General features: G+C 59.3%; 10 protein-coding genes. 4 read left to right on the top strand and 6 right to left on the bottom strand.

The features are described 5' to 3' along the window. Window positions 1-3: 3 nt before the first annotated feature. On the bottom strand, window positions 4-1536 hold the full coding sequence (locus DIT72_RS01755) for a cryptochrome/photolyase family protein (protein WP_135953482.1): 1533 nt from the start codon (window positions 1534-1536) through the stop codon (window positions 4-6). Window positions 1537-1887: 351 nt separating this feature from the next. Between DIT72_RS01755 and hemN the strand changes: the two genes are divergently transcribed. Then, complete coding sequence (gene hemN, locus DIT72_RS01750) at window positions 1888-3306, top strand: oxygen-independent coproporphyrinogen III oxidase (RefSeq protein WP_135953481.1); 1419 nt, start codon at window positions 1888-1890, stop codon at window positions 3304-3306. 65 nt (window positions 3307-3371) lie between these two features. Here hemN and DIT72_RS01745 read toward each other — a convergent pair whose 3' ends face one another. Then, a complete protein-coding gene (locus DIT72_RS01745; RefSeq protein WP_135953480.1) occupies window positions 3372-5393 on the bottom strand; it encodes a methyl-accepting chemotaxis protein in 2022 nt (673 codons plus the stop codon). A gap of 309 nt (window positions 5394-5702) precedes the next feature. Between DIT72_RS01745 and DIT72_RS01740 the strand changes: the two genes are divergently transcribed. The 3 genes from DIT72_RS01740 (at window position 5703) to DIT72_RS01730 (ending at window position 7911) form a co-directional block, all read left to right on the top strand. Continuing rightward, window positions 5703-5885, top strand: coding sequence for a CsbD family protein (locus tag DIT72_RS01740; RefSeq protein WP_135953479.1), 183 nt, complete (start codon window positions 5703-5705; stop codon window positions 5883-5885). A gap of 126 nt (window positions 5886-6011) precedes the next feature. Next, a complete protein-coding gene (gene ubiU / locus DIT72_RS01735; RefSeq protein WP_135953478.1) occupies window positions 6012-7007 on the top strand; it encodes a ubiquinone anaerobic biosynthesis protein UbiU in 996 nt (331 codons plus the stop codon). A gap of 13 nt (window positions 7008-7020) precedes the next feature. Next, window positions 7021-7911 (top strand): U32 family peptidase, encoded by an 891-nt coding sequence (locus DIT72_RS01730; RefSeq protein WP_135953477.1) that lies wholly within the window; start codon window positions 7021-7023, stop codon window positions 7909-7911. Window positions 7912-7917: 6 nt separating this feature from the next. Here the strand turns inward: DIT72_RS01730 and DIT72_RS01725 are convergent, their stop codons facing one another. From DIT72_RS01725 to DIT72_RS01710, 4 genes are read right to left on the bottom strand one after another with little or no spacing between them, the layout of a single operon-like run. After that, window positions 7918-8388, bottom strand: coding sequence for a cytochrome c (locus tag DIT72_RS01725; protein WP_168355002.1), 471 nt, complete (start codon window positions 8386-8388; stop codon window positions 7918-7920). A 49-nt stretch (window positions 8389-8437) separates the two neighbouring features. Further along, window positions 8438-11539, bottom strand: a complete 3102-nt coding sequence (locus DIT72_RS01720) for an efflux RND transporter permease subunit (protein WP_135953475.1) — start codon at window positions 11537-11539, stop codon at window positions 8438-8440. After that, entirely contained in the window at window positions 11536-12909 is a 1374-nt protein-coding gene (locus DIT72_RS01715; protein WP_135953474.1) for an efflux RND transporter periplasmic adaptor subunit, read from the bottom strand. The genes DIT72_RS01720 and DIT72_RS01715 overlap by 4 nt, the downstream gene beginning before the upstream one ends. Continuing rightward, on the bottom strand, window positions 12893-13519 hold the full coding sequence (locus DIT72_RS01710) for a TetR/AcrR family transcriptional regulator (RefSeq protein ID WP_168355001.1): 627 nt from the start codon (window positions 13517-13519) through the stop codon (window positions 12893-12895). Before DIT72_RS01710 ends, DIT72_RS01715 begins: the two co-directional genes overlap by 17 nt. Window positions 13520-13544: the final 25 nt, after the last annotated feature.

The following is a 13544-nucleotide window of genomic DNA, read 5'->3' as shown; positions in this document are numbered from 1 at the left end:
CTGTCAAAGCTGCTCCAGGTCTATTAACAGGTCATCGCCACGCCTGAGCAGAGCCTCCCGCCGTTCCGGCTTTTGCCTGTCCCAGTTCCGGTACATCATGCCCATCCGCGGATTGCTGGCGAAATCATCCCGGTGACGGTCGATGAAGTGCCAGTACAGGGCGTTGAATGGGCAGGCATCCGCTTCCGTGGATTTGTTTACCTTGTAATGACAGTTGCTGCAATGGTCCGACATCCGCTGGATATATTTGCCACTGGCGGCGTAGGGTTTTGAACCAAGGTAGCCGCCGTCGGCGTGCATGACCATGCCGAGCACGTTGGGCAGTTCCACCCAGTCATAGGCATCGGCATAAACGGCCAGGTACCAGTCACAGATCTCCTCCGGCCTGACGCCGGCCAGCAGCGCAAAATTGCCGGTGACCATCAGCCGCTGGATATGATGGGCATAGGCGTTGCGACGGGTGGCATCAATTGCCTTGTGCATGCAGCGCATCTTGGTATCCCCGGTCCAGTAGAACCAGGGCAGTGCACGGGTATTGCCGAGCCGGTTTTCCTTCGCATAGCCCGGCATGTTCATCCAGTAGATACCGCGCACAAACTCCCGCCACCCCAAGATCTGCCGGACAAACCCCTCCACGGCGTTGATCGGCGCGCGCCCGGCATGCCAGGCCCGGGCGGCAGCTTCGCACACGGCTAACGGATCCAGCAGGCCGCAATTGATATAGGGCGACAGAATGGAATGGAACAGCCAGTCCTCGTCATCAGAAATGGCATCCTGGAAGTCGCCGAAGCAGGGCAGGGCGAAATCGATAAAGTGATCCAGCGCCCGCTCAGCGTCTTCCGGCGTCACCGCAAAATGGAAGTCCTCCGTGGTACCGAAATGATCTGCAAAGTGCTCCTCCACCAGGTCAATAACCTCCCGTGTCAGCTCGTCCGGTTCCACCCGGAAGGGAGCAGGAGCGGGTGGCTTGCCGGTCCATTTGCGGCGATTGTCCGCATCAAAGTTCCACTGCCCACCCTCAGGCTTGCCCCCGGAAGTCATCATCAAACCGGTTTTCCGCCGCATCTCCCGGTAGAAAAACTCCATCCGAAGCTGCTTGCGCCCCTCTGCCCAGTCTGCAAATTCCTGCTTGCTGGCGATAAAGCGGGTATCCGGGCGGATCTCCACCGGCACGTCAAGCCTTTCATGCCACTGACTCATCTGCTCATGCAGCCGCCACTCCCCGCATTCGGTGGTGATTACTCTGTCCGCTCCGGTTTCTCTGAGCTGGCGGGCGACGACGGCCTCCAGGCTCTGCTCGTGATTGTCCGGATGGTAGGCCTGGTAATGTACCTGCCAGCCATCCGCCTCCACCCGCTGCGCGAAATGACGCATGGCACTGAACAGCAGCACGATTTTCTTCTTGTGGTGGTTGGTATAGGTGGCTTCGTCATGGACCTCCGCCATCACAATCCGGTCCTGCTTTCGGTCAGCGTCTTCCAGCGCGCTTATGTTGGTGGTCAGTTGGTCACCGAGAATCAGAATCAGGTTTGGCATGGCAGAGGGTAGGCTCCGTTTTTGGTTTGCGGGCTTGGCAGAATAGTCACGTAAGCGGAGGGGGTGCCCTGCCAAAATCGTGCGTAGCCATGGATGGCGGAGCCGAGCGTACAGGGACGTATTTACAGCGTATTTTGGCAGGGCACCCCCTCCGCTTGCCGGGCGCCAAACACCAAATACTCCCCAAAAGAGGTAGCAAGGATACGCCAAGAGCCCAAGGGTGGTTCATCAAGGGGGCTGGTAAACTGAAACCATCGCTCAGCTGACCCGCATCAAAATGCGAAGCGCCGGGATGCGCCAGAATGTCGACATTACCCGGATGACCCCCGTTTTTGAACCAGAGCTCGTATTATGACCGCCACCGCCACACTGAAAGCCACCGAATCCACCCTCCCGGAATTCATCTGGGACGAAGCGCTGATCCGCCGCTATGATCTCAGCGGCCCGCGCTATACCTCTTACCCCACGGCAGTGGAATTCAAGCAGAATTATCCGGTAGAAGACATGGTAAAGGCAGCGGCTCGCAGCAAGGCCAGCGGCAGGCCCCTGTCGCTCTATACGCACCTGCCGTTCTGCGCCCACCTCTGTTACTACTGTGCCTGCAACAAGGTGATCACCAAAAAGCGCGACAAGGCCATGCCCTACGTGGAGCGGATACTGAAGGAAGCCGCGATCCAGTCCCGGCTATTCGGTGCGGACCGGCCGGTGAAACAGTTGCACTGGGGTGGCGGCACACCCACCTTCCTGCCGAAGGATGTCATGGAACATCTGATGGCGGGGTACGGGCAACTGTTCAACCTCCAGACCGGTGATGATCGGGATTACAGCGTGGAAATTGATCCGCGGGAAGTGGACCAGGATACTCTGCCGACACTCTGGGACCTGGGCTTCAACCGCATCAGCCTGGGTGTGCAGGATGTAAATCCAAAGGTGCAGAAAGCCGTTAACCGCATCCAGCCCCGGGAAATGACCGAGGCCGTGCTCAACGAAGCCCGCCGACTCGGTTTCCGTTCCATCAACCTGGACCTGATCTACGGTCTGCCGCACCAGACGCCGGAAAGCTTTGCCGAAACCCTGGAGGCGGTGATCCAGATGTCGCCGGACCGGCTCTCGGTGTTCAGCTATGCCCACCTGCCGGACCGCTTCTACCCGCAGACCCGTATTCTGTCAGACACGCTGCCCACGCCTCAGCAGAAACTGACCATCCTGCACAACACCATTAATCGCCTGCTGGAGGCAGGTTATGAATACATCGGCATGGACCATTTTGCCAAGCCGGACGACAGTCTCGCAGTGGCTCAGCGGGAAGGGCGGCTGCACCGGAATTTCCAGGGCTATACCACCCACTCTGATTGCGACCTGGTGTCGCTGGGTGTGTCCGCCATCGGCCAGACCGACGATGCCTACTTCCAGAACAATCATGACCTGCCTTCCTGGGAAGCCGCTATCGATGCCGGCCAGCTCGCCATCACCAAGGGCGTGAACCTGACCCGGGACGACCGTATCCGCCGCTGGGTCATCGGTCAGCTGATCTGCCAGTTCCGGCTGGATCGCCAGCAGTTTGCCAATGAGTGGGGGGAGAACCTGGACCGCTATTTCACCGATGAACTGAACCGCCTGAAGCCGATGATTGAGGATGAGTTGATCGCGGATGATGGCAACACACTGCAGGTTCAGCCCGCTGGCCGGTTGCTGATTCGGGCAATCTGCCAGATTTTTGATCTGTACCGGAAGGAAGGGGCGAGCCAGCGGTTCTCTCGGATTATCTGAGGGGACAACGAGCAAACAAAAGGGGTAGCCGAGCGGCTACCCCTTTTGTTTTCGCTCGCCGAATCTCAGGCCGGCACCCTGAACTCATTGGCCAGGTCCTGGAGCTGGCGTGCAAGCCGTGCCTGTTCCCCCGTTACCTGGGTGATTTCCCGGGAGCCGGTCAGCGTCAGGATTGCTGCCTCACTCACGGACTCCATGTTGCCCGCAAGCTCCCGGGTCACTGACACCTGTTCCTCAGAGGCCGCGGCAATCCGGGAAGCCATGTCAGAGATGCTGTTTACGTCGCTGAGTATATCGGCAAACGTCTGCTCCAGTTCCGATGCCTGCTCACTGGTCTCATTGGCCAGTTTGTGACTGGCGGTGATGGACCGGCTGGCGCTGTCAGTGACGTCTTTGAAGCCATTGATAATGCCTTCAATTTTGGTTGTGGAGTCGTGAGTCTGCCGTGCCAGGGTCCGCACTTCATCAGCAACCACTGCAAAACCACGGCCATGCTCGCCGGCACGGGCAGCCTCGATAGCGGCATTGAGGGCAAGCAGGTTGGTCTGGTCCGCCACCTGGCGGATCACATCCACCACATCGCTGATCGTGGTGCTGCGGCGTTCCAGCTCCTTAATCACCGCGTTTACCTCCTGCACGGACGTGGCCAGGGATCGGATTCTGCGCACACTGCCGTGCAAAACTTCCTCGCCAGCGCGGCTCTTTTCCATGGCGCTGCCGGCAGCATCGGCCACCTGCTGGGTATTGCGTGAGATTTCTTCGGATGTCGCAGACATTTCCTCGGTTGCGGCGGCGACCTGTTCAATCTGTTGCTGTTGATTTTTTACCTGGCCGGCATTCTGGTCGGCGGTGGAACTGGTTTCTTCGGTGGCTGTTGCCAACTGAACACTGGCCTTGTCGATGTGCTGCAGAGCACTACCGAAACGGCCGAACAGTTCATTGATGGCCTTGCCAATGGTGCCAACTTCATCGGTACTGGATATGGAAACCTGGCGGGTCAGATCCTTGTTGTCCATGGCAAACCGGACGGTCGCAAGCAATTCGGCGACCTGACGGCTGATGACACGAGTGATGAACACCGTCGCCACCAGGACGCCAAGAATGGCAGCCAGCGCAATAGTCGACGCAGTAACCAGCTCACCGCGTGCGGCAGCAACACCTCTGTCAGCCTGCGCCAGTATTTTTTCCAGCTCGTCCGCCCGGGCCTGGTTGAGAGCCTCGATACGACGGGTGGTGGTTGCAAACCACCCCGGCGCATCCAGCGCGTACAGGCCGGAGGGGCTGCTGAACAGGGTTTCGCGCATCTCCATAAGTTCACGGCTGGCTGCCGTTTGCCCGAGGTTTTTGAGGGTGGTGGTCAGTGGGGCATCTGAAGAAAGCATGCTCAGGGTCTGATTGAGGTAGGCCTCCTGCTGTCCGCCGAGGGCGGCGATCTGTCGAATGGAGGGCAGGTCGAAGTCTCCACTGCGAATCAGGGAAGCGCCCGCCGCCCGCTCGCGGCCAGCCCGCTCGGTGGCTTCTGCAAGGGCGTAGTAGGCGTTCACTTTCCGGGTCAGACCTGCGTCGGTTGAGCGGCGGATAATCAGGGGGATTCGCTCCAGCAGCTCCATGATAAGCGCGGTATAGCGCTCGGCGGACTCGGTGGCGGCAATGCTCCGGCTGTCTATCGACTGGCGGAGGGAGTTCAGATTACCCAGTGCTTGCTGCACAGACTGGATGTTATCGCTGACGCTGGCGTCAAAGATTGCCTCCACCATCAGAGTATCCAGCTGCGCGCTGTACCCCCGCAAACGGATATCTGTTTGTTGCCGTTGCATCCCCAGATCCCGGCTTGCCTGTTTGGCAGTATCGGTTCCTGCCCGGCTGGCAAAAGCCACAGCCGATCGGCCTCGCTCTTTCTGCAGGGTTTCGATCAGCGGGTCACTGATATCAGCCAACTCCACCATAGTGCGCAGTTCTCGCATGTTGCCCAGCTCATCGTAGCTGGTGGCGATCGTGTCTCTTGCAAAGTAGGCGATAACGACAAGCGCCGGCAATACCAGTGCCAGTAGCTTGCCCCGCATGGAAAGATTGTTGATCAGGCCCATTGTCGATTCTCATCTGTGAAACGTGCGCTGATTGTCCGGAAGAATCGAAGGGGGTGGTATTCACGTGAGTGGGTAGCTGTGGTGGTAGTCACTGGCCTGTAAGTCTCTGTAATTTAATGTTATCTCCATGAGTTTAAATGAGAAATCTAACACCAGGTCATTCTGGGCAGGGTACTCTCGAAGAGGTAGCCCGACGCCCGGAAGTTTGAGTCAGCAGCCCCCGCCTTCGGTGTGCCACCGTACAGACCGGAAATGGGTAGCACGCTACTCTCATTTCAACATTTCAAAGCGACAAACCAGAGAGGCGTAATGATGGGCTTGTTCAGTGCGGATGGCATGAAAGGCAGGTGTGAACAACAGATCGACAAAGCAAAGCAGTCCTGGGGCAAACCGGCGGAAGACGGGTTGCCGCAGGCCGAGGGCTGCCAGGATCAGCAGGCGGGCCTGGTGAAGGAACGGTCCACCATCATCTGTGATTGGACTGAGGAGTAGGTCCAGGAACCTGTCGCTAAGAAACAGACCCCCGGGGTGTCCGCTCGAGCCGCACGCTGACAAAGGTCAAGGCACTTCCTGCAGGAGCAGCGGTATGGTATCTGCACTCTCGCAGTGGAGAAAATCATGGAACTTGTATGCCCCGCCGGCAGCCTGCCGGCCCTGAAAACCGCCGTGGACAACGGCGCTGATGCGGTATACTTCGGCTTCCGCGACAGCACCAATGCCCGCCAGTTTGCGGGGCTGAATTTCAATGACAAGCGCGCCGGTGAAGGTATTGAATACGCCCACTCCAGGGGCAGCCGTGTGTTCTGTGCCATCAATACCTACCCGCAGCCGGATGGCTGGGAACAATGGAAAAGGGCAGTAGATCGTGCCGCAGGCCTGGGCGTGGATGCCATCATCCTGGCCGATATGGGGCTGCTGGATTACGCCGCCAACAAGTATCCGCATATTCCCCGCCACCTGTCTGTCCAGGGCTCTGCCACCAGTTACGAGGCCTTGTCTTTCTATAAGAACACCTTTGATATCCGCCGTGCCGTGTTACCCCGGGTGCTTTCCCTCGATCAGGTCCGGGGCGTCTCAAAACACAGCCCGGTTGAGCTGGAAGTGTTTGCCTTTGGCAGCCTGTGCATCATGGCGGAAGGCCGCTGTTACCTGTCTTCCTATCTTACCGACGAATCCCCGAATACCCGTGGCGCCTGCTCGCCAGCCAAGGCCGTGCGTTGGCAGGAAACTTCCCGGGGGCTGGAGTCCCGTCTGAACAATGTGCTGATTGACCGCTATGGACCGGGTGAATCCGCCGGTTATCCTACCCTGTGTAAAGGCCGCTTCGAAGTGGGAGGCAGCGTCTATCATGCCATCGAGGAGCCGGTCAGTCTGAGCACTCTGGATATGCTGCCAAAACTGCAGGAACTGGGCATCAGTGCTGTAAAAATCGAGGGCCGCCAACGCAGCCCCGCGTACATTGCCGATGTGGCCCGCACGTGGCGCCATGCCCTGGACAAACTGGAGGCCCGACCGGATGACTATAAGGTTGATCCGGCCTGGAGAAATACCCTTTCAGGGCTGTCTGAAGGCGGCCTGACGACACTGGGCGCCTACCATCGCAAGTGGAAATAAGGTTTTGCCGATTATGATGAAGTTATCCCTGGGTCCCATCCTGTGGTTCTGGTCCAAGCAAAGCGTTTTTGATTTCTATGGCAAGGCCGCCGAGTGGCCGGTGGATACCATCTATCTGGGAGAGGCCGTTTGCTCCCGCCGGCGGGAAATGAAGCCCGATGACTGGTTCGATCTTGCCCGTGATCTGAAAGCCTGTGGCAAAGAGGTGGTACTTTCTACCCAGACCCTGATCGAGTCCGACGCGGACCTGAGGCGCCTGCGCCGGATCTGCGACCAGAACGAATTCATGGTGGAAGCCAATGACCAGAGTGCCCTTCAGGTTGCCATCCGCAATAACATACCGTTTGTGACCGGCCCATCCATGAACCTTTACAATGTCGCCTCATTGAAGGTGCTGGCAAGACAGGGCCTGAAGGGCTGGAACCTGCCGGTGGAGCTGGGCCGGGAATCTCTGGAGAAGCTTATCAGGGGCCTGAAAGACGAAGGCCTGGACTTGCCTGCGGAAGTGTTTGCCTGGGGCTTCCTGCCATTGGCCTGGTCTTCCCGCTGTTTTACCGCCCGCCATTACAACCTGCCCAAAGACAACTGCGAATTCCGCTGCCTGGAGCATCCCGATGGCATGGAACTGCGTTCCCGTGAAAGCCAGGAGCTGTTCCGATTGAATGGTATTTCCACACTGTCTGGCTCGCGCTATGACCTGATGCGGGAACTGCCTGATATGGAGCGCATGGGCGTGGCTACCGTGCGCCTGAGCCCGGAACATCTCGGTATGGAGGAGGTGGTCAGGCGCTTCGATCAGGTGCGTCGTGGTGAAGCACCGGTTACCGACCCGTTGCAGCTGGTGGAGGCACCACCGTGCAACGGATACTGGTATGGCAAGCCGGGCATGGATCTGGTCGGCTAGGGCCGATCACTCCTTGACGGATTTAACGCCAGGGAAACGGTCAGACACGTACTTGCTGTGGCACTGAATACAGTTGCCCGTCATTTTGCTGAACAGCTTGTGCTGTTCTTTGGTGTCTTCGTTTCTTCCAGCTTCTGCCAGTGAAGCTGCGAGCTTGTGAAACTCCTTGTCCAGTTTGATAAAGCCCTTCGGAACAGCGGACATCAGGTCTTTGCGGTCCTCCTCCGTCAGCTCCTGTTGCAGGATAAAGCTGTCGTGAATCTGTTGGGCATTCTCTGCAACAGTCTCATGCTGGCCCATTACCATGGCGGAATGAATGGAGGCCATACCCCCCTGCACAGCTCTCATCTCCTTCTGAAGCAGCTGGCTCAGTTTATCAGTGAGTTTCGGTGTGACAGGTTCCGCCGCCAGTGAGCTGGTTGACACTGTCAGGCCCAACAGTACGGCGGCCAGGAATTTTCCGGTTCTAGCTGTCATTTGAATGATTCCTTTTATTTGCAGGTTTAAAAACAACATAGCAGTGATGTTACTGCCTGTCATGGGTTGGCACTCTCGCCCAGCCAAGATCTTCGAGAATCGCGTAGAGTGCCGGCAACGCCACCAGTATCACGACGGTGGACACCAGTAGTCCGAAGACCACTGAAATTACCAGCGGAATGACTGCCATAGCCTGGGTGCTGGTTTCGGTCAGGAGGGGCAACAGGCCGGCCACGGTGGTGCTGGTGGTGATCAGGATGGCGCGGAAGCGGGCGCGGCTGGCGGCACCGGCGGCTTCTCCGGCACTCATGCCCTGTTCCCGGTAACCCTTGATGAACTGCACCAGCAGAATCGCGTTGTTCACCACAATACCCGCCAGCGAGGCCGCGCCGATCAGTGACGGCATGGACAGGTTGTAGCCCATGATCAGGTGGCCCCACACGGCTCCCATAAAGGCCACCGGAATAGCGAGCATGACAATGATCGGCTCCAGGTAACTGCGGAACTGGAACGACAGGATCAGGAAGATCCCCAGCAGGCCGATCGACAGCCCCCGGGCGATGGACTGGCCGGTTTCCCGGGAGCGGGCGGTCTGGCCTTCCACCTGCAGGCTGATTTCTGGCCAGCGCTCACGAAGATTCGGGAACACCCGGTTCTGCAGATCGGTCACAATGGCATTGGCGTTGGTGCGACGGCTGTTTACATCGGCCGTTACCGTGACCGTACGCAGGCCGTCAATACGGGTGACCTGTGACCATTGCCGCTCCCTGGTGATGGTGGCCACTTCGCGCAATGGAACCATCCGGCCCTCCCCGGTGGTGATCACGGCATCTTCCAGGAACTCGCGGGTGTTGCGTTCGGCGCTGGTCTGGCGCACCAGGATTTCGATGTGCTGGTCACCGATCTGTACCGTATCCACGATATCGCCGAGCAGGCCGGTGCGGATCTGGCGGGCCACCTCGGCGGCGTTCAGGCCCAGGGACAGGGCACTGTCTTTCAGTGTCAGGATCCGTTGCGGCTTGCCGGGGCGGAGATCATCCAGCACGTTGAACGTGCCGTTATAGCGGGCGATTTCCTCACTCAGGTAACGGGCCCCGGCCTTAAGCTCCTCCAGATCTGTGCCCTGCAGGCGAACTTCGATGGGAATGCCGGCCGGGCCGAAGCCGGGTTCCTGGATGTTCAGGGCGATCAGGCCGGGAATTTCGCCGATTTCCTGGTACCAGCGGTCGGTCAGGGTGGCCAGATCCACGGTGCGGATTTCGGCGGTTAGTAGATCGGCCATCACAGTCGCCACATGGGCGCCTTTCTCGCCAGCCCCGGCGTGCTGGTTAAAGCGGGTCTGAATGTTTTGCACCAGAGCCTGCTGGCCTGGCTGTTCCGGCGCGTATTCCTGGTTCAGCCTGTTCATGGCCGCGGTGATACGGTCAGTAATGGCCCGGGTCTGGTGCAGGGGAGTGCCCTGGGGCATCAGTACCCGCGCTTCCAGCACATCGCCCTCGATCTCCGGCATGGCTTCCATGCGGATATGGCCGCCGGCCATCAGGCCCACTGAGCCAAGGATTACCAGCAGCATCGCAGCCAATACGCCATAACGGAAACGGATGGCGCCGTCAGCTAAGCGCCCCACCTTCTCACGAGCCTTTCCAAAGCCATTATCGAATGCCGTACGGAAGCGGGAAGGTGCTCGCTCGCGTTTTTTGCCCAGGCCACTTTTGAGGTGATGGGGCAGTATCCAGAAAGCTTCGATCAGTGAGGTGGCAAGGGCGGCAATGAGGACAACCGGCAAGACCTCCAGTACCGCGCCCAGTTCTCCGGCCAGAAACGCCAGAGGGATAAACACGGAAACCGTGGTCAGAAATGACGACAGCACGCCTGGCAGGATTTGCTGTGTGCCTTTGACTGCCGCTTCCAGAGCGCCACAGCCCTCGGCAGCGTGCCGGGCGATGTTGTCGGTGATCACCACGGAGTCGTCCATGACGATACCGATAGCCATGAGCAGAGCCACCAGGGTGATCATGTTCAGGGACAGACCGGTAACAGCCATCATCACAAACGCGCCGGCAAAGGCGGATGGCAGGCCGAACAGGGCCCAGAAGGCGAGGCGGGGGCGGAAAAACAGCGCCATCACCAGGCCCACCAGCAGCAAACCGGTGATGCCGTTGCCCACGAGCATCTGCAAGCGGTCGCGGACGATAGAGGTCATGTTCTGGGTGATTTCCAGTTCCACGGTGCCACCGCGGCGGGTCTCTTCCTCATCAACAAAGGCCTGCAGTGAATCCATTACCCGCAGGGCATCGTCGTGCCGGTTCTTGTGGATCTCAAGAACGATGGCGCGTTGGCCGTTGAATTCCACCCGTTCTTCTTCCCGTTCATGGGTCTCGGTAATGCTGGCGAGGTCCCCCAGGGTGAGCACGGCCCCGGCTTCGCCGCCGATAACGGGAAGCTGGGCCAGGGCTTGCAGCGAGTGTCGCTCGTCCACAAACCGCAGCTGGATATCCTGGTTGTCGGTTTCAATGTTGCCCAGAGGCATGTCCAGGTTCTGGCTGTTTATGGCGCGGGCAATGTCGCGCACACCCAGACCGTACTGGCGCAGCAGGTCCCGGGAAACCTCGATGTGCCACTGGCGCTGGGACAGGCCAACGGGAATGACATCAGCCACGCCATCGATGGCGAAAAGCCGGTCTTCCAGCTCGTTGGTGTAAGTCTCCAGATGCGAAAAGCTCATGGGCCCGTAAACCGCGATGGCGGCCACCAGGCTGGTGCGGTAAAGCTCACGGATGATCGGATCTTCGGCTTCTTCGGGCAGATCGGTCAGGGCTTCGATTTCGGTGCGGATATCATCCAGAAAGCGGCCCATATCGCCCTGGGGCGCCATGCTGGCAATGGCCCGGGCCTGATTGTCCCGGGCGGTGCAGGAGATTTCCTCCATGTAGTCCACACGCTGTAATGCTTCACCCAGGCGCTGGCAGATGGCTTCTTCCACATCCGCTGCAGTCGCACCCCGGTATTCCATGGTAATGCTGACTTCCGGCGGCAGGTATTCCGGAAAGGTTTCCCGGGTCAGCTGTGGCGCGGCAAACAGGCCCATTGCCAGAATCAGAACAAGCAGCAGATTGCCCGCGGTAGGGTGGCCGGCAAACCAGCGGATCATGGCTGCTCTCCTGCAGCCTTTTTCTGCAACCACTGACGGGTTTGTTCATCTGGCCGGGGGTTCAGCAGCGTGCCTTCTATGGCGGGTACCAGGTCATCCAGTATCAGCCGATCGCCGGCTTCCAGTCCGTCGCTGACCACCGCAAGCTCACCCTGTTGCCAGGCCAGAGTAACCGGCTGCCGTTGCAGGCGGTCATTGTCATCGGCCAGATATACCTCGCCCTGATGAATCGCGCTGGCCGGCACCACCAGCACCGGCTCCGGTGTCGGCACTGCGATCGTTGCCTGCACAAACATGTTTCGCACCAGCGGCGGCCGGGCCGGGGGATTGGCGTCGCGGTATGGCTCCTCCACTGTAATCACTGCCTGGATGGTGCGGGTGGCCGGATCGAGGCTGCCGGTAATCCGGGTCAGCTTGCCGCGCCAGTGACTGTCGGGCGCACTGGTCGGTTGCACGGATACGGTCAGCGAATCCAGCGGCAACTGCCGGTGGAAGTCGGTAAAACCCCGGTGTGTTTCGTCATTGTCTGCCGGATCAGGCGCACCCGGGATTTGGGACAGCACATTGCGAAGCTCAGACATCTGCAGCTGCACTGTGGCTTCCGCAGCGGTGATGTCATCCGCAACAAGCAGGGTCTGATTGGGACTGACCTGTTGCCCCGTTTCGATTTCAGACCGGTGAACCCGCATATCCCATGGGGCCCCGAAGCGGGTATCTTCAAGATCTTCCAGGGCGTTGGCCAATGCCGATTCACTCCGGGCCAGGCGCGCTTTCAGGGTATCCCTGCGTACGGGAATCAGGTTGAGCTGGTTTTTCAGCGACTGCACCGCCTGCTGCTGATGCAGGGTAGCCCGCTGCTGTTCATCAAGCCGGGTTTCCGACAGAGCGCCACGGTCCACCAGGGTTTTTGCCCGTTCCAGTTCCCGCTGGGCCAGGGCCAGCCGCCGGTTTTCCAGTTCCAGCAGCTCCCGGGTGTTGCGCTTCTCCTGATCCAGTTGCCGCAGTTCCGCTTCAAGAGCGGCAATATCCGCCCTGGCGGATGCCTCGGCCAGTTCGTAACGGGTCGGGTCGATCTGCAGCAGGCGGGTGCCTTCGGAAATCATGTTGCCGCTTTCCAGATCCGGGTGCTTCCAGATGATACGCCCGCCTACGTTGGCCACTGCCTGCCAGCTTCGCGCCGGTAACACCTGGCCATAGCCGCGGGCTTCAGTGCGAACGGTGAGGGGAGTGACCTCAAGGATTGTCGCTGGTGTTGCTGAGGGCTGTTCAGCTGTGCGCTCAGGTGGTTGCTTCATTTTCGCCATTATTACCACGAAGGCGATACCCGCGATCAGCGTCAGGGCTACGATGAACTTATGTTTGCGGTGCATCCGGAATCTCCTGAAAGCTGGCACTGAAAAGTCTGAAAATGCGCGGTGCGGCCTGTTCGAGGCTGCGAATATCACCGCCTATCATGCCCTGGACCACTAACCCCTGAATGGCCCCCAGATAGAGCACTGCGGCAGCCTCGGTGTCGATGGTGGCAGTAATGCGCTGCTGGTCGATACCGAGGTTCAGCAGAGAAATGACCTTCTGACGGTAGTTGGCCAGAGTTTCGCGAACGATCCGTTTGGCCGCGCCATTTCCCGGCTTCTGGAGTTCTCCCAGCATCAGCCGCGGAATGCCCGGGTGACGGGCAATGAAGCCGATATGAGCCAGAAACATGGCTTCCAGGGCCTGGTCGGCGTGATCATGTTGATCCGCCACACTGAAAACCCGCTGGGTGAGCTGCTCGGATACCCAGACTGCCACCGACTCCCACAGGCTGTTCTTGTTGGGGAAGTGCTTGAACAGCGCGCCCTGGGAAAGCCCCACCTCACTGGCAATGCGGGTGGTGGTCAGGGTGGAAGGGTCTTGCTCCGCACACAGGTGCACCACTGCCTCGACAGTTTCGGACTGGCGCTGTTCGGTACTTTGGTAAGTGCGTCTGGTGGGTTCCAAGGGGATAGCCGTCCGTATCTCACAA

Origin of the sequence: Marinobacter orientalis (genome assembly GCF_004792665.1) — a bacterium.
Classification (GTDB): Bacteria; Pseudomonadota; Gammaproteobacteria; order Pseudomonadales; family Oleiphilaceae; genus Marinobacter; species Marinobacter orientalis.
Note: the sequence above shows the minus strand (reverse complement) of the source record. Positions and strands in the feature narration are given on the sequence as shown.

Excerpts from the sequence above, each read along its gene's own strand:
- DIT72_RS01715 (WP_135953474.1), bottom strand. The coding sequence starts at position 12,909 with ATGCACCGCAAACATAAGTTCATCGTAGCCCTGACGCTGATCGCGGGT.
- DIT72_RS01720 (WP_135953475.1), bottom strand. The coding sequence starts at position 11,539 with ATGATCCGCTGGTTTGCCGGCCACCCTACCGCGGGCAATCTGCTGCTT.
- ubiU (WP_135953478.1), top strand. The coding sequence starts at position 6,012 with ATGGAACTTGTATGCCCCGCCGGCAGCCTGCCGGCCCTGAAAACCGCC.
- hemN (WP_135953481.1), top strand. The coding sequence starts at position 1,888 with ATGACCGCCACCGCCACACTGAAAGCCACCGAATCCACCCTCCCGGAA.
- DIT72_RS01740 (WP_135953479.1), top strand. The coding sequence starts at position 5,703 with ATGATGGGCTTGTTCAGTGCGGATGGCATGAAAGGCAGGTGTGAACAA.
- DIT72_RS01725 (WP_168355002.1), bottom strand. The coding sequence starts at position 8,388 with ATGACAGCTAGAACCGGAAAATTCCTGGCCGCCGTACTGTTGGGCCTG.
- DIT72_RS01745 (WP_135953480.1), bottom strand. The coding sequence starts at position 5,393 with ATGGGCCTGATCAACAATCTTTCCATGCGGGGCAAGCTACTGGCACTG.
- DIT72_RS01755 (WP_135953482.1), bottom strand. The coding sequence starts at position 1,536 with ATGCCAAACCTGATTCTGATTCTCGGTGACCAACTGACCACCAACATA.
- DIT72_RS01730 (WP_135953477.1), top strand. The coding sequence starts at position 7,021 with ATGATGAAGTTATCCCTGGGTCCCATCCTGTGGTTCTGGTCCAAGCAA.